Origin of the sequence: Terriglobus roseus, from assembly GCF_900102185.1 — a bacterium.
GTDB classification, from domain to species: Bacteria; Acidobacteriota; Terriglobia; order Terriglobales; family Acidobacteriaceae; genus Terriglobus; species Terriglobus roseus_A.
The window spans coordinates 3,301,175-3,321,076 of sequence record NZ_LT629690.1 but is presented as its reverse complement, the minus strand read 5'-3'; the positions used below and the strand labels follow the sequence as shown (position 1 = coordinate 3,321,076).

Sequence of the window (19,902 nt, the reverse complement as noted above, 5' to 3'; positions counted from 1 at the left end):
ACGTCGAGAACCGTGCGAAGCACCTAGATGTCGAGGTTCTTAACGTCGAGGGCGTTTTCCTCGATGAAGCGGCGACGGCTTTCGACGTCTTCGCCCATGAGGGTGGTGAAGATTTCCTCGGTGGCTGCGATGTCCTCAAGCTTGACCTGCAGGAGAGTGCGACGTTCGGGGTCCATGGTGGTCTCCCAGAGCTGTTCGGCGGTCATTTCGCCGAGGCCCTTGTAGCGCTGCACCTGGTATTCCTTCTTGCCCTGCTCGATGACGTACTCGAAGAGGTCGCGCGGGGTGTCCTTCTGGACGGGGTCCTGACCGACCTTCGAGTTGCGCTTGGCGCCCTTGGCTTCTGTTGCGGTGCCGGGGGCTGCAGCGATGGTCTCGTTCACGTCCGTCTCGGCGGCTTCTTCTGCCTCTTCCTCTTCTGCAATGACAGCGGCCTTGCCGGCCTTCTGCGCGTATTCGACGAGGAATGGCGGCTTCAGGTATTCGCTGATCTGCGCGTACTTGCCGAGCATCTGGCGCATCTCTGGAGCGGAGATGGTGGTGAAGTCGATGTTGCGGGTGGCGCCCTGCGCATCAGTGAACTGGAGCGACCAGGTGTTGTGCTCTTCGTCCTTGACGGGCTTGCCAACGGCCTTGAACTGGAATTCGCGGGCGATGGATTCGAGATACGTCGCCATCTCTTCCAGCTTCTCAGGCGTTTCAAAGTCAGCGCGCTTGGCCTGTTCCTTGCCTTCGTGGGCGAAGAGTTTGGCGACCTGCTCCGTGACCTTCTCGTTGCGGAAACGCTTATCTGCCTTGTCGAAGAAGCCGATGTACTCGTTCAGGTTGCCCATGAACTTGGTGAGTTCAGCGCCTTCGAGGGTCTGAGCCGTGTCGCCGTAACGGACAACCATGCCGTCTGCAGCACGCTTGACCATGACCTTAACGAAGTCGCGGTCGTCCTTGATGTACTGCTCGAAGCGGCCCTTCTTGATCTTGTAGAGGGGCGGCTGCGCGATGTACACGTGACCGCGCTGGATGAGCTGCGTCATGTGACGGAAGAAGAAGGTCAGCAGCAACGTACGGATGTGCGAACCGTCGACGTCAGCATCGGTCATGAGGATGAGCTTGCCGTAGCGAAGCTTATCCAGTGTGAAGTCGTCCTTGCCGATACCGGTGCCGAGCGCGGTGATCATGGCGCGGATTTCTTCGTGGCCCAGCATCTTGTCGTAGCGGGCTTTTTCGACGTTGAGGATCTTACCCTTGAGGGGCAGGATGGCCTGGAAGCGACGATCACGGCCCTGCTTGGCGGTTCCGCCTGCCGACTCACCCTCGACGAGGTAGAGTTCGCAACGGTCGGGCTGACGCTCAGAGCAGTCGGCAAGCTTACCGGGCAGGCCGCCACCATCCAACGCGCCCTTACGGCGTGTGAGGTCGCGGGCCTTGCGGGCGGCTTCGCGTGCGCGAGCGGCTTCAATGGCCTTGTTGATGATGCGCTTGGCTACCTGCGGGTTCTGCTCAAAGAAGACGCCGAGGCGCTCGTTGACGAACTGCTGCACCTGGCCGCTGATGTCGGAGTTGAGCTTGCCCTTGGTCTGGCCTTCAAACTGCGGCTGCGGCAGCTTCACGCTGACCACGGCGACGAGGCCTTCGCGGACGTCGTCGCCCGAGAGCGACTCCTTCATGTCCTTGAATAGGCCGAGGGACTGGCCTGCCGCGTTGATGGTGCGGGTGAGCGATGTGCGGAAGCCGGAGAGGTGCGTGCCGCCGTCAACGGTGTTGATGTTGTTGGCGAAGCTGAAGACCGTTTCGGAGTAGGCGTCGTTGTACTGCAGCGCGATCTCCATGGTGAGCTGGCCCTTTTCGGCCTCCATGTAGATGGGCTTCTCATGCAAGACTGCCTTGCCCTTGTTCAGGTGGCGGATGAACTCTTCAATGCCACCCTTGAAACGGAAGTTGATGGACTTGAAATCGCCGCTCTTCGCGTCGGTAGCGCGCTCGTCGGTGAGATTGATCTCGATGCCCTTGTTCAGGAAGGCGAGCTGGCGCAGACGTCCTGCGAGCGTGTCGAAGTTGTACTCGTGGACGGAGAAGATGGACTTGTCCGGCAGGAAGTGGACCTTGGTGCCGCGGCGCTGGGTGACGCCGACTTCGCGTACTTCGCTGATGGGGTCGCCCTTGGAATAGTCCTGCTGGTAGGTGTGGCCATCGCGCCAGACTTCGACGTCGAACTCTTCAGAAAGCGCGTTGACGCAGCTTACGCCCACGCCGTGCAGACCGCCGGAGACTTTGTAGCTGTTGGCGTCAAACTTGCCGCCTGCGTGCAACTTGGTGAGTACGACCTGGAGAGCGGGCATCTTCACGCCGTTGCCGAGGTCCTTCATGTCGACGGGGATGCCACGACCGTCGTCGATGACGGTGATGGAGTTGTCGGCGTGGATGATGACGTCGATCTTGGTGGCGTGGCCAGCGAGGGCTTCGTCGACGGAGTTATCGACGACTTCGTACACGAGATGGTGCAGACCCTGCTCCGAGGTAGAGCCGATATACATGGCCGGGCGCAGACGAACCGCCTCAAGGCCTTCCAGCACGCGGATGTTGTCACTGGTGTAGGTGGGCTGGCCGGTCTCCGACGTGATTTTAGGCTCGGGAGCGTTGGTGGGGTCGGTTTGCTGCAGGTCGATCAGGGGTGTCTCGGTGGCCACTCGTTCTCCTAGGGTTCCGGGTGAGCGCAAACCGGCGAAAATGCAAGGAATTTGCAGGATTTCCGGAGGCTCTGTTCACCTTTTATTCTACCATTCCGGACTGGTTTAGGGCTTGAACGGTAGACTGTGGGCCATGGAGATTCAACGGGCGGGTTCGAAGGCGTCGGGTGTTGGTCCGGCGGAATACTTTACCGGAGCGGTGCGGATTGATCCGCTGTTCCAAGCGCCTGATCCTGCACTGGTTGCGGGCGCTAGCGTGACGTTTGAGCCGGGTGCGCGGACGGCCTGGCATACGCATCCGCTGGGGCAGACGCTGATTGTGACCGCGGGGCTTGGTTGGGCACAGCGTGAAGGCGGGCCGGTGGAGGAGATTCGGCCGGATGATGTGGTCTGGTTTGCGCCAGGGGAGAAGCACTGGCATGGCGCGACACCGACGAACGGGATGACTCATATTGCGATCCAAGAGCGGCTGGATGGCAAGGTGGTGGATTGGATGGAACATGTCTCGGACGAACAATACCGCCGCTGATTGTAAAAATTGGGGTACAATCAAAGGGTTGTCCAGAATATCGGACGGCACACAAGCGGGCGCAGTGTCATGCGTTCAGCTCTCAGACAGGAAACTCAAATGCCCAAGCTGAAGACCCACACAGGGGCGAAGAAGCGTTTTTCCAAGACTGGCACCGGCAAGATCAAGCGCGGCCAGACGAAGAAGCGCCACATCCTGACCTCGAAGACGACCAAGGTGAAGCGTAAGTTGACCGCTCAGGCCTATGTCTCCGACGGCGATCACGCCAAGGTCTCCCGGATGATCCCCTACGCCTGAGGTTTGCCCTTCGGGGCAGATGCAGGTGAATGACAGAGATTTTCCGCCCAGCCGTTTCAGGTGGTTCTGAAACAACGGTCCGAATGCGTTACCGGGCCCTCGTTCTTCGAAAGCAATTTTGAAGCGCGATTACGAGGCAGGAAAGCAGCAAGCGTGTGAAGAGGCCGTAGCCCGATGAGGGTGACCTTACCTCCAGCCGCTGACCAACGAAGTACGCAAAAGGAGACACACTATGCCCCGCGTAAAACGTGGCACAAAGCGCAATGACCGCCGCAAAAAGATTCTTAAGCGCGCGTCTGGCTATTTCCTCACGAAATCGAAACTGTACCAGGCAGCCCAGGAAGCCGTTGAGCGCGGCCTGAAGTTTGCCTACATCGGCCGTAAGCAGAAGAAGCGTCAGTTCCGTTCGCTGTGGATCGTCCGTATCGGTGCGGGTGCTCGCCTGAATGGCATGAGCTACTCGACGTTCATCAGCGGCCTGAAGAAGGCTGGCGTTGAGCTGGACCGCAAGGTTCTGAGCGACATCGCAACGAACGACGCCGCAGGTTTTGCTGCTCTGGCTGTACAGGCCAAGGCTGCAAACGAGAAGGCCAAGGCAGCAGCGTAAGCTTCTCTCCCATAACGGGAAAGTGATGAAGACCCGGTCCCATATGGGACCGGGTCTTTCGTTTGTTGGAAACCGATAAGTCGGGTTTCGGACAAGGTTCGTTTCAGGCGATACTTTGGCCATGAAGTATCGGGTGTCACTGTTTTTTGTTTTATTTTTGATGGCCTGCTGTCGCAGCTTCGCGCAACAAGATGTTGCTACGGCAAAGAAGACGCAGTTGCTGGGTGAGTATGGGCCGTATCGCGCTAACAACGACCTGCTGCACTACACGCTGACCGTACGCGTAAACCCTGAGGACCAGAGCATTGCCGGAGATAACCAGGTGCGGTTTCGCATGCTGGAGGATGGGCAACGTATTCAGTTGGATTTGGCGCAGGAACTAACAATCGACAAAGTGCTGTATCGCGGGAAACCGATGAAGGTGACACGCGAAGAAGAGTCCTTCTTTGTGGATGTACCGCGGGTGATGCGTAAGGGATCGGTGCAAACGCTGGATGTGTTTTACAGCGGCCATCCGCGCAAGGCCGGACGTTTTGGCGGCATGAGTTACGAGAAAGACTCAGCAGGCAAGCCATGGGTGTTTACCGCATGCGAAGGCAATGGCGCGCGCGTATGGTGGCCGAACAAAGACCAGTGGAAGGACGAGCCGCAGCAGGGTGTTGATCTGCATGTGAGCGCGCCCGACGGGTTGATGGATGTTTCCAATGGTCGACTGTTAGGGCATCGTGATCTGCATGATGGGTACACGCAGTGGAACTGGCGCGTGACCTATCCAATTAATAACTACGATGTGACGTTGAACATTGGCACGTATGTTCACTGGAATGATAAGCCGTTAGGAAAGCTAACGATTGATTTTTATGCCAAGCCTGAAGATTTAGAAAAGGCGAAAGCGCAGTTTGTGCAGGCGCGACCGATGCTGGAGATCTTCAATAAGAAGATTGGCGAGTATGCGTTTGTACGTGATGGTTACAAGCTGGTTCAGGTTCCGTATGCGGGGATGGAACATCAGAGCGCGGTTGCATACGGCAATGGATTTCAGAACAGCTATCACGGTGGCGATTGGACGGGCGTGGGCATCAGTCCGCGGTTCGACTTCATCATCATTCATGAGAGCGGTCATGAGTGGTTTGGCAATGCCATTACAGCGGCTGATCCCGCCGATATGTGGATTCATGAGGGTTGGTGCACTTACTCCGAAGATATCTATGTGGAAGGTCGCTGGGGTAAGGATGATGCCATCAAGTACGTGAATGGTTACAAGAAGAAGGTGAAGAACGAGCGGCCGATACTGGGGCCGCGCGGCACGGATCGTGAACCGCGTGATGAGGACCAGTACTTCAAGGGCGCGTTGTTCCTGAATACTCTTCGCTCAGTGTTGGATGATGATGTGAAGTGGTATGCGGGTATTCATGCTTACTATGAGCACTTTAAGTACAAGACGATTCTTACCGAAGATGTTGTCTCGTTCTGGAATCAGTACACGGGCCGCGATCTGACCCCGCTCTTCAATGAGTATCTTCGTCATGCTGCGTTGCCGAAGCTGGACCTGAAGTTTGATGACACGGCAGGCACGGTGCAGTATCGCTGGGTTGCGGAGGAAGCCGGTTTTAATATGCCAGTGAGGGTGGGCGATCCACAGCACTGGACGTTGCTGCATCCGACGGCCAATTGGCAGACGATGCAGGGCAAGCGTGACAGCTTCAAGGTGGCGGAGGACTTGTACTACATCGATGTTGTGAAGCAGTAACGAAAACTACAGTGCGAAAACGCCGCGATCCTGAGTGATCGCGGCGTTTGCATTTGTCATCAGAAATGATATGCATGACGAGTTGATTTACGGTCAGACGAAACATTGGTGGAAAGAATCGGTTGTCTACCAGATCTATCCGCGCAGCTTTCAGGACTCCAATGGGGATGGCATTGGAGATCTGCCGGGCATTACGTCGCGACTGGATTATCTTCGCGATCTTGGTGTGGATGTTATCTGGCTGTCACCACACTACGATTCACCGAATGCAGACAATGGTTACGACATTCGCGACTATCGAAAAGTGATGCGCGAGTTTGGCACCATGCAGGATTTTGATGCACTGTTGGCGGGGATTAAGCAGCGTGGCATGCGGTTGATCGTCGACCTGGTTGCGAACCACACTTCGGATGAGCATGTGTGGTTTATTGAGAGCCGCAAGAGTCGCGACAATCCGTATCGCGATTACTACCTCTGGCGACCGGGAAAGATTGCAGCAAATGGAGCGGAGCTTCCGCCGAATAACTTCGGATCGGCATTCTCCGGTTCTGCGTGGACCAAGGACAAGGGGACTGGCGAGTACTACCTGCACTTGTTTGCAGAGAAGCAGCCGGATTTGAATTGGGACAACCCTGCGGTGCGTGAAGAGATTTACAGCACGATGCGTTTCTGGTTGGACAAAGGTGTGGATGGATTTCGCATGGATGTGATTCCGTTCATCAGTAAAGACGCCACGTTTCCAGATGTATTGCCGAATGAGAGCCAGGTGCATATCAATGCGAACGGACCGCATCTGCAGGAATATCTGCAGGAGATGAACCGTGAGGTGCTGTCAAAGTATGACTGCATGACGGTGGGTGAGGCGCATGGCATCACGATTGAAGAGACGCCGACATTGGTGGATGAGCGTCGGCATGAGTTGAATATGATTTTCAACTTCGATGCGGTGCGGTTGAATCGCGATGGTCGTAATTGGCGGCAGTGGAAACTGACTGAACTGAAGGCTATCTATGCGAGGCAGTATGAGGCGCTGGGTGTGCACTCGTGGAACACGATCTTTCTTGCGAACCATGACAATCCACGCTTGGTAAACGCGTTTGGCGATGACAGTGATGCATACCGTGTAGCCAGTGCGAAGGTATTGGCAACGATGCTACTGACGTTGAAGGGGACTGCGTATCTGTATCAGGGTGATGAGTTGGGGATGACGAATTATCGGTTTCGATCGATTGAGGAGTATGACGATATTGAAGCGAAGAATGCGTGGAAGTTCGACGTACTGACGGGTAAGGAAACTGCGGAGCATTATCTAGACAATCTGGCTAGGGTGAGTCGTGATCATGCACGTACTCCCATGCAGTGGGATGATTCACCGCACGCGGGATTTACTTCACCGGACGCAAAGCCTTGGCTGGCGGTGAATCCGAACTATACGACGATTAATGCGGCGGATGCGCGGCGTGATCAGGATTCGATTTATCACTACATGCAGCAACTGCTGCGGTTGCGCAAGCAGACGCTTGCGTTTGTCTATGGCGACTATGAGGACTTGGCACCGGAGCATCCTTCCTTGTTTCTGTATGCGCGCACGCTTGGTGAGGAACGGTTTCTGGTTGCGTTGAACTTCTCGCGCGAAACCTTTGCATTGCCGGATGAGTTTTCAAAGGGGCAGATTGTGCTGGCGAACACTGCTTCAATTTCTTCGGAACTTGGAGCGTGGGAGTCGCGTATTGTGTTGGCATGATCGCTCGTGCCGTTCTTTCGTTGGCTGTTCTTTCTACTGCTGTGGTTGCATCCGCGCAGAACATACGCAAGCTGGATGGTAGCCATGTCTCTGTTGCCGAGGCGGAGCAGTTTGCTGCAAAGACGTTGGCGGCGAACCATGTGACGGGCGCACAGATTGTTGTGGTGAACGATGGCAAGGTTGCATGGAGCTATGCCTACGGTTCGCGGCGTAAGAATCCTGATCTGCCGATGACCACCAACACAACGACGTGGGCTGCTTCGATTACGAAGGCAGTGTTTGCGACGTACGTGATGCAGTTGGTGCAACAGGGCAAGTTTGATCCGGATAAGCCGATGCCGCAGCAACTTCCGAAGCCGTGGACTGAGTACGACGCTTATAAAGATTCTGCTTCAGAGATTTTGAAAGACCCGCGATGGGCGAAGCTGACGCCGCGTATGTGTTTGTCGCATACGGGGGGGCTGGTGAACATTGCGTGGATGCAGGAGCCGGATAAGAAGCTTCGCTTTCACTTTGAGCCAGGCGATCACTACTCGTATTCGGGTGAGTGTTTGAACCTGGTGCAGTTTGCGATTGAACAGCAGCAGGGAAAGTCACTGGACATCCTCATGCAGGATGCGATTTTTGGTCCGTTGCAGATGACGCGGACGTCAGAGATCTATCAGGCTCGATTTGCAGAGGATGTTGCGGATCGTTTTGATAAGGACGAGAAATTTCGTTCGCAGACCAAGCGGTTCCCGGCGCGCGCAAGTGGGAACATGACGACGAGTGCTGCTGATCTTGGTCGTTTTGTTGAGGCGCTGTTTGCGGGGAAGATTTTTGATGCCGCGACGCAGAAGAAGATGTGGACCCCGCAGGTGCAGATACACACGCTGCATCAATTTGCATTGGCGAAGGATGAGCCGGAAGGCATGGAAGCGAGGCAGGTGGGGCTGGCGTATGGGCTCGGATGGGGTTTGTTGACGAAGACTAAGTTTGGTCCTGCGTTCTTTAAGGAAGGCCATGGTGATGGCGCGCAGAACTACATGGTGTGCTTCACGCGCCGCAAAGACTGCATGATTCTGTTGACGAATTCAGATAATGGTGAGTTCGCATTTCAGCCGCTGCTGGAGACGATCTTTGGAGATACGGTGACGCCGTGGGAGTGGGAGATGTATACGACTTCTGCGATTGAAGCGGCGCGCAAGGTGCAGTGACAACAGCTATGATGCGGGGATGAAGTTTCTTCCTCTGATTCTTGCTGCCGCCGTTTCCTCTTCTGCTATTGCGCAACATGCTGTGCAGGACAGGCCTCAGCCTCGTTCGTTGCCGCGGCCTTCTGCGCAGACGGTGCAGCAGTGGCAGGGACAGAAGTTTGGAATGTTCATTCACTTCGGGCTGTACTCGCAGCTTGGCGGTATGTGGAAGGGCAAGCAGATCGACAACGGCTACAGCGAACAGATTATGGCGAATGCGCCGATCCCGCTGGATGAGTATGCCGCGACTGCGAAGACGTTTAATCCTACAAAGTGGGACCCGGATGCCATTGTGAAGCTGGCGAAGGATGCGGGGATGAAGTTCATCGTGATTACCTCGAAGCATCACGATGGCTTCAACATGTTTCATACGGCGCAGACGAAGTACAACGTGGTGGATGCCACGCCGTATCACCGCGACATTGTGAAAGAGCTTGCGGAGGCGTGCAAGCGTGGCGGTATTGGGTTTGGTGTGTACTACTCGTCGATTGACTGGCATGAGCCGGGGATGGATACGTACATTCCTACGAACAGCAATCCGCTGAGCGATGCGCATGCGAAGTTCAACGTGGCGCAGTTGCGTGAGTTGATGACGCAGTACGGACCGATTCGCGAGATCTGGTTTGACATGGGCAAGCCAACGCTCGCGCAGAGCGATCTGTTTGCAACCACTGTGCATAAGTTGCAGCCGCAGACGATGGTGAGTGGTCGAGTGTGGAATTACGAGGGCGACTTCGCCGTGATGGGCGATAACGAAGTGCCGCAGTATGGATTGGATGAGCCGTGGCAGACGCCTGCTTCGATGTTCAACGCGACGTGGGGCTATCGTTCGTGGCAGGTGCGGAAGGATGTTCAGGGCAAGATCAACGAGAACATTCTGAAGCTGGTGCAGGTGGTGAGTCGCGGTGGCAATTACATCCTGAACATTGGGCCGGAAGGTGATGGCAGTGTTGTGCCTTATGAAGCGGATGTGTTGCGCGGTGTGGGCGCGTGGTTGAAGCCGCATGAAGATGCAATCTATGGCACGCAGGCTTCGCCGTTTTCGCAACTTGATTTTGGTTATGCGACGGTGAAGCCGGGAACGGTTTATTTGTTTGTGAAGTCGTTGCCGAAGGATGGGAAGCTGCGGTTGCCGCTGGCGGGACGCACACGGTTTGCTTCTGCGAAGGTGTTGTCGTCAGGCACAGCGCTGAAGGTAGAGCGTGCGGGTGGTGATGCGGTTGTGTCGGTCGATGCGTTGCCGCAGGGATATCTTCCGGTGATTGCGGTGAAGTATGAGGGCGCGTTGCTGCTGGATAAGGTTTTGGTCGCGAAGGGCGATGCGCCGTACACACTGAACCAGAAGAATGCGGAGATGTTCTGGAATTACAACGGCGAAGGTTATGAGGCGAAGAAGACGCTTTATAAGTTGCGCTGGCTGGTCCCGCAGGGATGCTCGACGATGACGTTTCATGTGAGCGGTGAGGGCAAGGTTGCGCTGGTTGCAGAGGGTGAGGCTCGCGAAGTGATGCTGCGCGGTGGTGTTACGGAGAAAATTGCGGTTGGGAAGAATGAGTCGTTTGAGATCACTCCTGCGCAACCGTTTGTGAAGGGGACTCCGCTGCCATTGACTGTGAACACTGTGGACGTTGTGCCTGTGGCCTGTGCTCGTTAGTTGGCTGATGGCTGTGGATTGATGTGGTCGATGAGAAGGACTGTGACTGGGGCGGTTCTGGGATCGAGCTTGATGCCGAGTTGATCTCGCAATGCTCGCTGCATGTAGGTTTGGCGGCTGTTGCTGTCCATTGGTTCGGTGTCGGAATCTGGTCCCCATTCGAGCGTCAGGTCGACGGTTCCGGTTAGACCTGTCTGGTCGAGGATGGGGCGGCCGAAGCCTCCCATCTGACCTAGCTGTGCGGCGAGCAATGTGAGCGGGACTTTCTGGCCCGTGATGCGAACGTGGCTGGGTGATGATGCTACGCCGTTGCTTCTTAGACTGCCGCAGAAGTTGGGAGTCGAGGCGATGGATGGTTGGTTTGGCGATGGTGCTGCGCCGGAGCAGGTGTTGTCCGTTGGGGAATGTGGATGGAGTTCGGGGCCTGGCTTGCCGGGGGTGATTAGGACCATGGCGAGTGCGGGAAGTTCGTGCGTTTCTGTGTGTGTGTGCAGAGCGAAGCGATCGGCGAGCAAGGACTGCACCATGAGGCGCATCTGATCTTTTGTCGGGTTCGGTAGATCGGACTTGGCTTCAATGTCGAAGCCTGCTGTTGAAACCCATTTGGGTGCACTGGCTTCGAGGAGTGCGACCTGGCCGTCGGTGAGTTTCCAGGCGAAGCGGATGTAATCGAGCAGGCTGATGTTCTTTGTGAGGAAGCGGCCACCTGTGTTTGTGTAAGCGTCGCCTGGGCCAAGTGTGAAGTTGCCGTGAGCGGGTTCGTCCGATGTATTGGGTTTGATTGTGGCGACTTCGAAGGAGAGATGTGTCCCTGCTGCGGTTTGCCAATCCGGCGTGGTGCTCTGAGCGGGCAGGCGGCAAGCCCCGAGGAGAAGGAGAGCCAGAGCCGTACGTTGCACGCTTGCCAGCATGCCGCATGGTAGCAGTGGGGCAGGTTTATGCAGAGGTTTCACGGGTTGTTCGGCGGGATTTGACGGTGCTCCGGTAGACTGGAAGTAATGGATACCCCCGCAGAATCTCCGGAATTGCAGCATCGTACTGTGTCGGCGGAATTGCCGCCGGTGCGTCCCGAATCGCATTCGGATGACCAGTTTGAAGGCAAGACGCCCTTCAGTTCGTGGGGGCGCTATCCAAATTACAACGCGACCGTTGTGCCACTGACATGGCAGACGGACTATCCCGCCATTGTGAAGAAGTATGACGGCATGCCCTCTGGCGCTTTGGCCGTGGGGATGGGCCGCAGCTATGGCGATAGCTGCCTGCTGAAGGACGGCTTCCTGCTGAATGCGACCGGCATGAATCGCCTGTTGGATTGGGATCAGGAGAACGGCATCCTGACCGCCGAAGCGGGTTTGACGCTGGCGCAGTTGCTGGACTTTGCGGTGCCTCGCGGATACTTTCTGCCTGTGTCGCCGGGAACGAAATATGTGACGCTGGGCGGCGCGATTGCCAATGATATTCACGGCAAGAACCATCACGTGAACGGCACGTTTGGCTGCCATGTGACGCAGTTTGAACTGGTGCGCAGCGATGGCACGCGGATGCACTGCTCGCCCACGGATAACCCGGATTGGTATGAGGCCACCATTGGTGGGCTAGGACTAACGGGTGTGTTGACGTGGGTGCAGGTCAAGCTGAAGCCGATTGTTTCGCGGCTGATTGATTACGAGGGAATTCAGTTCCACGGCGTGGATGAGTTCCTGGCGCTGACGGAGCAGTACAAGCACATTGAGTACACCGTGAGCTGGGTGGACTGCACGGGCACGGGCAAGAACTTTGCGCGTGGCGTGTTCATGATCGGCGACCACTCGAAGATTCCGGATAAGCTGACGCCGTCGCCAGAGCCGAAGCTGGTGTTTCCGATTGATCTGCCTGGGCAGGCGCTGAACCAGTACACGGTGTCGGCGTTCAACACGGTGTTCTTCCATAAGCAGCTCAAGCCGCGTGTGCGTGCGCTGCAGGATTATGAGCCGTTCTTCTATCCCTTGGATAAGGTGCTGCATTGGAACCGCATGTACGGCAAGAGCGGGCTGCTGCAGTTCCAGTACGCCATTCCGTGGGCGAGCGCGCGCGAAGGTACGATTGCGATTTTGAATGAAGTGTCGAAGTCAGGACTGGCGAGCTTCCTGGCGGTGCTGAAGGCGTTTGGCGATGTGAAGTCGCCGGGCATGATGAGCTTTCCGCAGGCGGGAATTACGCTGGCGCTGGACTTCCCGATCAAGCCGGGGAAGAGCTTCCCGCTGTTTGATCGGCTGGCTAGCATGACGCTGGATTATGGCGGCAAACTGTATCCCGCGAAGGATGCGCGCATGACGGCGGGGCAGTTCCAGAAGAGCTATCCGCAATGGGAACAGTTTGCGCGGTACAAGGATCCGCTGCTTTCCAGCAGCTTCTGGGAGCGGGTTACACAGTAACGCCGCGCGTGTACACTGGCTGGCCATGAGATGGCTTGGCGGGGTTTACGCGGTGAGTTTTCTGGTGCTGTGTGTGCCTGCGTGTGCACAGCAAGAGGATGGCGGCGTTAGCTACTTTGGGCGTGGGCAGGAGGTGCTGGAAAGCATCTATGTGCCCAACGTGAAGGGCGCGCCGTTTAGCCTGCAGCTTGCCACGGAATGGACGCGTCCGCTGCTGAGCGGTGGGACGATGACTGCCGTGAACTCGCGCCCCATTAAGCGCGACAGCGAAGGCCGCATTTATATGGAGCGATGGCTGTTGGTGCCGAAGGGTACGAACGCTCGTTCTCAAATGAGCTATATCCAGATTGATGATCCCGTTGCGAACATCTATTACGAGTGCAACGCTCGGACGCATGTGTGTACGTCGGGGCCACATGAGGAGGCGCCGCCGCTGAAGGAACCGCCTTCCATGACAAAGTCCGGGCCGGTTTCAGGCGGCAGGGCGTATCGGGAACATGAGGATCTGGGCGCAGATGCGGTTAAAGGCGTGCCGGTTCATGCGTATCGCGACACGATCACGGTGCAGGCGGGCGCAATGGGAAACTCGCAGACGATGTCGTATTACCGCGAGATGAAATATTCTGCGCAGCTTGGATTCAACCTAGTGTCGATTGTGCAGTTGCCGTCTTTAGGCGAGCAGAGATTTGTGACGACTGAGATTACGACGAGTGAGCCGGAGGCGAAGTGGTTCAGGCCACCGGAGGGATACAGCGTTGTGGAGAAGAAGCGGCAGTAGAGAGTTAGGAGGGCTGCATTCCGGTCGGGATGCAGCCCTGATCCTTTACTAGTTGTCGTCGCTTCCGCCGAAGTCGCCACCGCCGTCGTCGTAGCTGCTGGAGTCGTCGAAGTTGCTGCTGCTGTCGGCGAAGGCGTCGGAGCCGCTGTTGTCGCCACCGTCGAAGAAGCCATGGGAGTCGCCGCGACGGTCTTCGATGTCAGAGGAGATGTTGCCGTCGTAGCCGTCGGCCTGGGCTAGGCGGTCGCCGAAGCCGCCGCCGGTGTCGCGGTCGCCGGAGTTGTCGTAGTAGTTGTTTACCGTTTCGCCGCCGGAGAAGCCGCGTTCATGGCCGCTGGAGAAGACGTCTTCCAGCGCGCGGAAGGCCATCTCGCCTGCTACGACGCCTGCCGCGGTCTGCATGGCTCCCTGGAGGAAGCCGCCACCGCCGCCAAACATGCCTCCGCCCATGGGTGGCGCGGGGTAACCGCCACCGTAGTAGCCACCCTGCGGCGGGTAGCCGGGGTATGCCTGCGGAGGTGGTGGTGGGGGATAGCCTTGCTGAGGTGGGTAACCCTGCGGCACGCCTTGGGGAGGATAGTAGCCGGTGGGCTGTGTGTAGGCCGGTGGAGCGTTGCGGACGGGCGCGTAGCTGGCGTTGCCTGCGCTAACGCTGGTTGGGTTGTTGTACTGCGCGGGCGGCTGTGGCGCCTGCTGGGGCTCTTCTTCCTTGTTGAGGCCAAAGAGGCTGCCGAGGAAGCTGCCGTGCTTTTCACCACCGCCTGACTGCTTAAGACGATCGATTTCTTCGCGGGCGGCCTGCAGGTCGGTCTGCGATTTTTCCATGGCGAACTGCTGCACCAGGACTGTCTGGCAGAGGATGTAGAGCGCGTCGGGATTCTGGCCGAAACGCGTCTGGAGGAGGCGTTCCGCGTCGGTGTCCTTGGTTTGAAGCTGGGTGGAATTCACACGTTCGATGAGGCCGTTGAGAAGCTGCTCTTCCTGCTGTGTCATTGCTGCCTTTCCGGTGGGGCACTGAGCGCCGATCACCGCAACCATTCCAATGGACGCTTACGCCCGCGGAAAGTTGTCCTTCCAGTGACAGGGTACGCGCGGATTGATTTCGCGGTTCCATTTTCGTTTCGTAGCGTCTTACGGATGCGATGATGATTTCCATGCGCAAAGTCCTCCCCCTCGTCCTGCTTGCGGCTACAACCGCTTCCTCCCAGACGAACAAGCCGTTGCCCGACATTGAGAGCCTGCGTGCGCGGGCGTTGGAAGTGAACAAGGCTACCGAGGCGCAACGCGAGCGCTACCTGTGCCGCATCCGCACAGAGACGATTGAACTGGACCCTAAGGGAAACCAGAAGAAGGTGGACGCGGATGAGCGCGAGATCTTCTTCGTGAAGCAACGGCAGATTACGCAGACGGTAACGCACAACGGCAAGCCGCTGAGTGAGCATGATGCCAAAAAAGAGATCGACAAGGTTAAGAAACAGATTCAGGATGCTGAGGCTGGGAAGCCTAATGAGATGGGCATCTCGCAGGCACAGATCGTTAAGTTAATTAAGCTAACTAACGAGCGCCGCGTGATGATCAATGGCCGTCCAACGATTCTGTTTGATGGTGTGGGTAATCCTCAAGCGAAGGCCAGCGGCATGATTGAAAAGGCCGTGCAGGCGATGGAAGGTACTGTTGCGGTGGATGAAGCGACAGGCCATGTGCAGGATACGAATGTGCATGGCGTGCGCGATGTGAAATTGGCGGGTGGGCTTTTAGCCAATATTCATAAGGGTTTTCTGCTGCACATTATTACGGCTCCGCGTAATGACGGTGTCTGGCTGGTGCAGGAAGTGTGGGGGTCAGGCGATGCGCGTATTGGGTTGTTCATGCACCCGAGTTATCGCTTTCACCAGATCACGGAAGGCTGCCGCCTGTTTGATGTGAATGCGGATTCTGCTGAGGCCTTACAGGAAAAGCACTGATCGAAAAGAAATTGCTTGCCGCAAGATTCGGTGTCCTCTACGGTTAGGACGCTGCGCTCTCTATCGCGAGAGCAGCGGGCTATTTTGCCCATGTATCGCTGGAGAGAACGATGAATACACCCACGCAGAAGCAGACGATCCAGGGGATCGTGAATATCTTTGAGACGGGCACAGTCACTGGGGACTATGGCAGTGTCGTGGTGATTCCAGGCGATACAGGGCACCTGACCTTTGGCCGCTCACAGACGACGCTTGCATCCGGCAACCTGGGCAAACTTCTACATCAGTATTGCGATAATCCCGGGGCAAAGTTTGCATCGAAGTTGGCGCCGTTTCTGCCGCGGTTTGATGCTATCGATCTGACACTGGATAACGAGCAATATCTGCAGAATGTTCTGCGTGCCACTGCGGACGACCACATCATGCGCGAGACGCAGGACGCCTTTTTCGATGCTGTGTACTGGGCGGCGGCGACGCGCTCAGCCGATGCCGTTGGCATCACCACGCCGCTGGGTGTTGGGGTGGTTTACGACAGCACAATCCACGGATCGTGGGCGAAGATGCGCGACACGACCACGGCGAGTGCGGGAGCATTTGCGACGATTGGTGAACAGGCTTGGGTTACCGCATATGTGGCAACGCGGCGGAATTGGTTGGCAACAAGTTCGAGGAAAGACTTGAACGCCACGGTGTATCGCATGGATGCGTTTTCGCGGCTGATTGAGTTGGGCGAATGGGGGCTGGAATTGCCGCTGGTGGTGCGCGGTAGTGAAATCTCTCTGTTGACTTTGAATGCCATGCCCAAGGGCTGCTATGACGGACCTGTTCCGGGAAGCCGTAACGTGTCGGTGCAGGCCCCGCTGCTGACGGGACTGGATGTGCGATTGCTGCAACTTGGACTATCGGCATCGCAGCCGGGGATCAAGGCAGATGGCGTGTTCGGACGCGGTACTGCAACGGTTCTGCAGGCCTACCAGACGGCGCATGGTTTGCCCGCAACAGGTGTCGCGGATGCAGCTACCTTTGCGGCGCTTGCGGTGTGATGTCTCGAGTTGATTCGTTCTAAACGACGAAGGCCCTGCTCATGCAGGGCCTTCGTTGTTGGTTTGGGTTGCGATTACTTTGCGGCAGCTTCAGCGAAGACCTTCTGCGCCGGGATGAGCGCGGTGCCGAACTGAACGTTGGGCAGCTTCAGGTCGGTGACTGCAACCTGCTCCAATGCTGCAAGCAGAGCCATGGTGTCCAGGAAGTCGAAGAAGCCGAGGTGAGCGATGCGGAAGAGCTGGCCCTTCATTTCGCCCTGGCCGTTGGTGATGATGGCTCCGAAGCGCGTCTTCAGTGCCTTCACGATCACACCCGAATCCACGCCTTCCGGCGCGAGTACCGCAGTGGCGGCAGGCGACGGCGAGGTGGAGAAGAGCTTGAAGCCGAGAGCAACGCAGGCTTCGCGTGTCATCTTGGCGATGACCTGCGCGTTGTCAACGAGCTTGGCGCGGCCTGCAGCGAGATCGCCATCGGCCTGAGCTGCGATGTAGTCCAGAGCAGCTCCGAGAGCAGCGATGAGCGCAACGGCAGGGGTGTATGCGCTTTCGCCGTTCTTCGCGTTCTTGCGCTCCTTGCGGAGGTCGAAGTAGTAGCGCGGATTGTAGGTGCCTTCCATGCGCTCCCATGCGCGTTCGCTGACGGCGAGGTAGCTGAGTCCCGGGGGAATCATGACTGCCTTCTGCGATCCACCAACGAGCACGTCAACGCCCCATGCATCCATGTCCAGCGGCGTGGTGCCGAGGCCGGTGATGGCATCGACGATGAGCAGCGCTTCACTGTTGACTTCCTTCAGGAGCTTGGCAACACCTTCTACGTCGTGGCTTGTGCCGGTGCTGGTTTCGCTGGCCTGCATGAACACGGCGCGAGTCTCCAGCTTGAGAGCTTCCTTGACTTCGTTCAGGTCAAAGGTCTGGCCGTAGGGCTTGCTGATGACATCGACGGAGCAGCCGAAGGCCTTGGCAAGAGCCGTCCAGCGCTCGCCGAACTTACCTGCGGTGAGGACCAGAACGCGGTCGCCGGGCGAGGTCAGGTTCGAGACGGACGCTTCCATTGCGCCGGTGCCGGACGAGGACAGGATGATGACGTCGTTCTTGGTGCCGACGAAGTCCTTCAACTGAGCGAGGACGCGCGAATACAGGGCGCGGAACTCGGGCGTGCGGTGGTGAATGTCCGCAGCTGCCATGGCAAACTGTGCAGCTGGAAGCAGGGGCGTCGGACCGGGCGTGAACAGGCGTGTTTTGCGGATCATGCTTCTAGTTTATCGACTCGACGGGACGGGGAGCCGGAGCGGACGCGATTTCTTGTCACTATCGGCGGTAAACTCAAGCTGAAAGAAGGTTTGGAACGATGGCTATCGGAGAAAAGATCGGCAAAGACATCATTGAAGCGATGAAAGCACGGGACAGCTTTCGCACCGAGACGCTGCGCATGGTGAAGTCCGCGTTGAAAAGCAAGGAGATCGACAAGCGCGAGGCGCTGACGGAATCCGAAGAACTGGCCGTGTTGCAGACCATGGTGAAGCAGCGCAAGGATGCTGCGGAGCAGTTTGCCAAGGGCAATCGTCCGGAGTTGGCTCAAAAAGAGCAGGACGAGATCAAGATGCTTGAGGCGTACATGCCCAAGACCGCCAGCGAAGAAGAGATTCGCGCAGTGGTGCAGGGTGCGCTACACACCATGGCCAATGACGGCGCAAAGCCGGGGCCGAAGGATATGGGGCCTGCCATGCGCGTGGTGCAGCAGCGCATCATGGCCGATGGCTTGCACGTGGATAACAAGCTGGTGAGCTCGATTGTGAAGGAAGAACTGGCGAAGTAGTACTTCGTACCGTTCTCGACGCTACGCGTGTGCCCACATCTCTTTGAGATGTGGGCATTTGTTTTCGGGCAATCTATGTTGTGGTTTTGCGTCGTCCTGCGCTTTGGAAGAGGTAGACGCCGAGGATGCAGATGAGTGGTTCCAGCGTGTGGCGGAAGCGGGCCTGTACCGTGACCAGGTAGTAGGGCAGAGGGAGCAGCAGGAACGCGGATAGGAAGACCCATGCCGCGGGTTTCTTGCGCCATACTGCGAGCGCTGCACCGAGGATTCCGCAGAGCGAGAGGAACTGGAAGCTCATCAGGCGGAAGTATTCGAGGACGCCTGCTTCTTCCACGCTTTTGGGTACGCCCATCCAGTACATCCATGCGCGTTTCATGCTCAGTTTTACGAAGCGGGCCGGGTGCGCCTTGATCCATGTGTTGGCCTTCGCTGCGCGATCGGCGGCCCATGCGGGTTCGCCCATGCGTGCGTATTCGGCGAGGATCTGATGATTTTCCAGAGGTACGGTGCGGCCCCAGGGGAAGCCGGTCGACCAGTCGGAGTTGCCCTGGTAGTTTTCCGCTCCGAAGTTGTCACGCAGGGGAATGAAGCGGTGGAACACGGCGTAGTTGCGTGCGGTCCATGGGGCGATCACGGCCAGAAATAGAACGCCCGCCAACGCTGCGTGGGCAAGGCGTTTGGTTTGCCATTGCGGAGCAAAGAGAATGTAGAGCGCTGTCACCGGCAGCATGATCAGGGGCGACGGGTTGACCATGGCGAGTACGCCCCAGAGCAGGCCGAAGGCGGCCCACTGTTGCCATGTCGGTTCAGATCGTTGGTCGTCGCCGATGCCGCGCATGCGCAGCATGAGGACGAGTAGCGCGGTGAAGATGCAGGTGGTGGCCGTCATCTCCCAGATCCAGCGGACGGCGTATTGCATGGCTGCGGGATAGAGTGCCCAGAGCCAGCCGCTCCACAGTGCGACACGGCGATTGAAGCAGCGTAGGCCGATCTCGTAACAGAAGACGGCAGTTAACGCAGAGAGCAGGGAATTGAAGGTGAGTAGAACGAAGGCTGAGAGCTTCGAGTAAACACCGAAAATACGGAAGACACCGCCGACCAGCAGTGTGTAACCGGGTGGAACCCATGCAGTGGGACCGGTGTGCCCCGTGAAGGGATCGCTGTAGCCGTGGCCGGTGGCTAGGGAGCGGCCGATGCGTCCCATCTCCCAGCCAAATTCGAAGTGGTCGTCGCTGGGGCGCACTTTGAAGGTGTGCGCCAGCAGGATGTACAGCACGCGCACGACGAAGGCGGCAGTGAAGATCTGCCAGAGGGCGCGGCGGTTATTGGCTTGGGCTTCGGATTGCAGTTCGGTCACCTCAATTACCTTAACGCGCGATACAGTGTT

17 protein-coding genes are annotated in these 19,902 nt (G+C 57.4%); 12 read left to right on the top strand and 5 right to left on the bottom strand.

Going from position 1 to position 19,902, the window contains the following annotated elements; genetic code table 11:
* Positions 1-23 precede the first annotated feature (23 nt).
* Positions 24-2,684 (bottom strand): DNA topoisomerase (ATP-hydrolyzing) subunit B, encoded by a 2,661-nt coding sequence (gene gyrB / locus BLT38_RS13900; protein ID WP_083345719.1) that lies wholly within the window; start codon positions 2,682-2,684, stop codon positions 24-26.
* A 133-nt stretch (positions 2,685-2,817) separates the two neighbouring features.
* Here gyrB and BLT38_RS13895 point away from each other — a divergent pair, with 133 nt between their 5' ends.
* The 7 genes from BLT38_RS13895 (at position 2,818) to BLT38_RS13865 (ending at position 10,500) form a co-directional block, all read left to right on the top strand.
* Entirely contained in the window at positions 2,818-3,213 is a 396-nt protein-coding gene (locus tag BLT38_RS13895) for a cupin domain-containing protein (protein WP_083345718.1), read from the top strand.
* A gap of 99 nt (positions 3,214-3,312) precedes the next feature.
* Positions 3,313-3,510, top strand: coding sequence for a 50S ribosomal protein L35 (gene rpmI, locus BLT38_RS13890; RefSeq protein WP_083345717.1), 198 nt, complete (start codon positions 3,313-3,315; stop codon positions 3,508-3,510).
* Between the two features lie 232 nt (positions 3,511-3,742).
* The gene (gene rplT, locus BLT38_RS13885; RefSeq protein ID WP_083345716.1) at positions 3,743-4,117 is read left to right on the top strand and encodes a 50S ribosomal protein L20; all 375 of its coding nucleotides are present in this window, start codon (positions 3,743-3,745) and stop codon (positions 4,115-4,117) included.
* A 121-nt stretch (positions 4,118-4,238) separates the two neighbouring features.
* A complete protein-coding gene (locus tag BLT38_RS13880) occupies positions 4,239-5,867 on the top strand; it encodes a M1 family metallopeptidase (protein ID WP_083345715.1) in 1,629 nt (542 codons plus the stop codon).
* Positions 5,868-5,937: 70 nt separating this feature from the next.
* Positions 5,938-7,611, top strand: coding sequence for a glycoside hydrolase family 13 protein (locus tag BLT38_RS13875; protein ID WP_083345714.1), 1,674 nt, complete (start codon positions 5,938-5,940; stop codon positions 7,609-7,611).
* Positions 7,608-8,807, top strand: a complete 1,200-nt coding sequence (locus BLT38_RS13870; RefSeq protein WP_083345713.1) for a serine hydrolase domain-containing protein — start codon at positions 7,608-7,610, stop codon at positions 8,805-8,807. Before BLT38_RS13875 ends, BLT38_RS13870 begins: the two co-directional genes overlap by 4 nt.
* Before the next feature lie 19 nt (positions 8,808-8,826).
* Positions 8,827-10,500 carry an alpha-L-fucosidase gene (locus BLT38_RS13865; protein ID WP_083345712.1) on the top strand — a complete coding sequence of 558 codons (1,674 nt, stop codon included), beginning with the start codon at positions 8,827-8,829 and terminating at the stop codon, positions 10,498-10,500.
* Here the strand turns inward: BLT38_RS13865 and BLT38_RS13860 are convergent.
* Positions 10,497-11,399, bottom strand: coding sequence for a TIGR03435 family protein (locus tag BLT38_RS13860; RefSeq protein ID WP_172838283.1), 903 nt, complete (start codon positions 11,397-11,399; stop codon positions 10,497-10,499). The two genes, BLT38_RS13865 and BLT38_RS13860, sit on opposite strands and share 4 nt — an antisense overlap.
* A gap of 99 nt (positions 11,400-11,498) precedes the next feature.
* Between BLT38_RS13860 and BLT38_RS13855 the strand changes: the two genes are divergently transcribed.
* Together BLT38_RS13855 and BLT38_RS13850 are read left to right on the top strand one after the other, a co-directional pair.
* On the top strand, positions 11,499-12,914 hold the full coding sequence (locus tag BLT38_RS13855; protein ID WP_083345710.1) for an FAD-binding oxidoreductase: 1,416 nt from the start codon (positions 11,499-11,501) through the stop codon (positions 12,912-12,914).
* Between the two features lie 25 nt (positions 12,915-12,939).
* On the top strand, positions 12,940-13,692 hold the full coding sequence (locus tag BLT38_RS13850) for a hypothetical protein (RefSeq protein ID WP_156785135.1): 753 nt from the start codon (positions 12,940-12,942) through the stop codon (positions 13,690-13,692).
* 48 nt (positions 13,693-13,740) lie between these two features.
* Here the strand turns inward: BLT38_RS13850 and BLT38_RS13845 are convergent, their stop codons facing one another.
* Positions 13,741-14,685, bottom strand: coding sequence for a DUF2076 domain-containing protein (locus BLT38_RS13845; RefSeq protein WP_172838282.1), 945 nt, complete (start codon positions 14,683-14,685; stop codon positions 13,741-13,743).
* A 161-nt stretch (positions 14,686-14,846) separates the two neighbouring features.
* Here BLT38_RS13845 and BLT38_RS13840 point away from each other — a divergent pair, with 161 nt between their 5' ends.
* Entirely contained in the window at positions 14,847-15,656 is an 810-nt protein-coding gene (locus BLT38_RS13840) for a hypothetical protein (RefSeq protein ID WP_156785134.1), read from the top strand.
* A gap of 110 nt (positions 15,657-15,766) precedes the next feature.
* Positions 15,767-16,699: a peptidoglycan-binding protein gene (locus BLT38_RS13835; protein WP_083345706.1), complete on the top strand. Its 933-nt coding sequence runs from the start codon at positions 15,767-15,769 to the stop codon at positions 16,697-16,699.
* A gap of 74 nt (positions 16,700-16,773) precedes the next feature.
* Here BLT38_RS13835 and BLT38_RS13830 read toward each other — a convergent pair whose 3' ends face one another.
* Complete coding sequence (locus BLT38_RS13830; protein WP_083345705.1) at positions 16,774-17,949, bottom strand: pyridoxal-phosphate-dependent aminotransferase family protein; 1,176 nt, start codon at positions 17,947-17,949, stop codon at positions 16,774-16,776.
* Between the two features lie 98 nt (positions 17,950-18,047).
* Between BLT38_RS13830 and BLT38_RS13825 the strand changes: the two genes are divergently transcribed.
* A complete protein-coding gene (locus BLT38_RS13825) occupies positions 18,048-18,515 on the top strand; it encodes a GatB/YqeY domain-containing protein (RefSeq protein ID WP_083345704.1) in 468 nt (155 codons plus the stop codon).
* 73 nt (positions 18,516-18,588) lie between these two features.
* Here BLT38_RS13825 and BLT38_RS13820 read toward each other — a convergent pair whose 3' ends face one another.
* Positions 18,589-19,872, bottom strand: coding sequence for an ArnT family glycosyltransferase (locus tag BLT38_RS13820; RefSeq protein ID WP_231966498.1), 1,284 nt, complete (start codon positions 19,870-19,872; stop codon positions 18,589-18,591).
* Positions 19,873-19,902 lie beyond the last annotated feature (30 nt).

Coding starts and splice junctions, on each gene's coding strand:
- BLT38_RS13865 (WP_083345712.1), top strand. CDS start 8,827: ATGAAGTTTCTTCCTCTGATTCTTGCTGCCGCCGTTTCCTCTTCTGCT.
- BLT38_RS13835 (WP_083345706.1), top strand. CDS start 15,767: ATGAATACACCCACGCAGAAGCAGACGATCCAGGGGATCGTGAATATC.
- BLT38_RS13875 (WP_083345714.1), top strand. CDS start 5,938: ATGCATGACGAGTTGATTTACGGTCAGACGAAACATTGGTGGAAAGAA.
- BLT38_RS13830 (WP_083345705.1), bottom strand. CDS start 17,949: ATGATCCGCAAAACACGCCTGTTCACGCCCGGTCCGACGCCCCTGCTT.
- BLT38_RS13855 (WP_083345710.1), top strand. CDS start 11,499: ATGGATACCCCCGCAGAATCTCCGGAATTGCAGCATCGTACTGTGTCG.
- rplT (WP_083345716.1), top strand. CDS start 3,743: ATGCCCCGCGTAAAACGTGGCACAAAGCGCAATGACCGCCGCAAAAAG.
- BLT38_RS13870 (WP_083345713.1), top strand. CDS start 7,608: ATGATCGCTCGTGCCGTTCTTTCGTTGGCTGTTCTTTCTACTGCTGTG.
- BLT38_RS13825 (WP_083345704.1), top strand. CDS start 18,048: ATGGCTATCGGAGAAAAGATCGGCAAAGACATCATTGAAGCGATGAAA.
- BLT38_RS13840 (WP_156785134.1), top strand. CDS start 14,847: ATGCGCAAAGTCCTCCCCCTCGTCCTGCTTGCGGCTACAACCGCTTCC.
- rpmI (WP_083345717.1), top strand. CDS start 3,313: ATGCCCAAGCTGAAGACCCACACAGGGGCGAAGAAGCGTTTTTCCAAG.
- BLT38_RS13895 (WP_083345718.1), top strand. CDS start 2,818: ATGGAGATTCAACGGGCGGGTTCGAAGGCGTCGGGTGTTGGTCCGGCG.
- BLT38_RS13850 (WP_156785135.1), top strand. CDS start 12,940: ATGAGATGGCTTGGCGGGGTTTACGCGGTGAGTTTTCTGGTGCTGTGT.
- BLT38_RS13845 (WP_172838282.1), bottom strand. CDS start 14,685: ATGACACAGCAGGAAGAGCAGCTTCTCAACGGCCTCATCGAACGTGTG.
- BLT38_RS13880 (WP_083345715.1), top strand. CDS start 4,239: ATGAAGTATCGGGTGTCACTGTTTTTTGTTTTATTTTTGATGGCCTGC.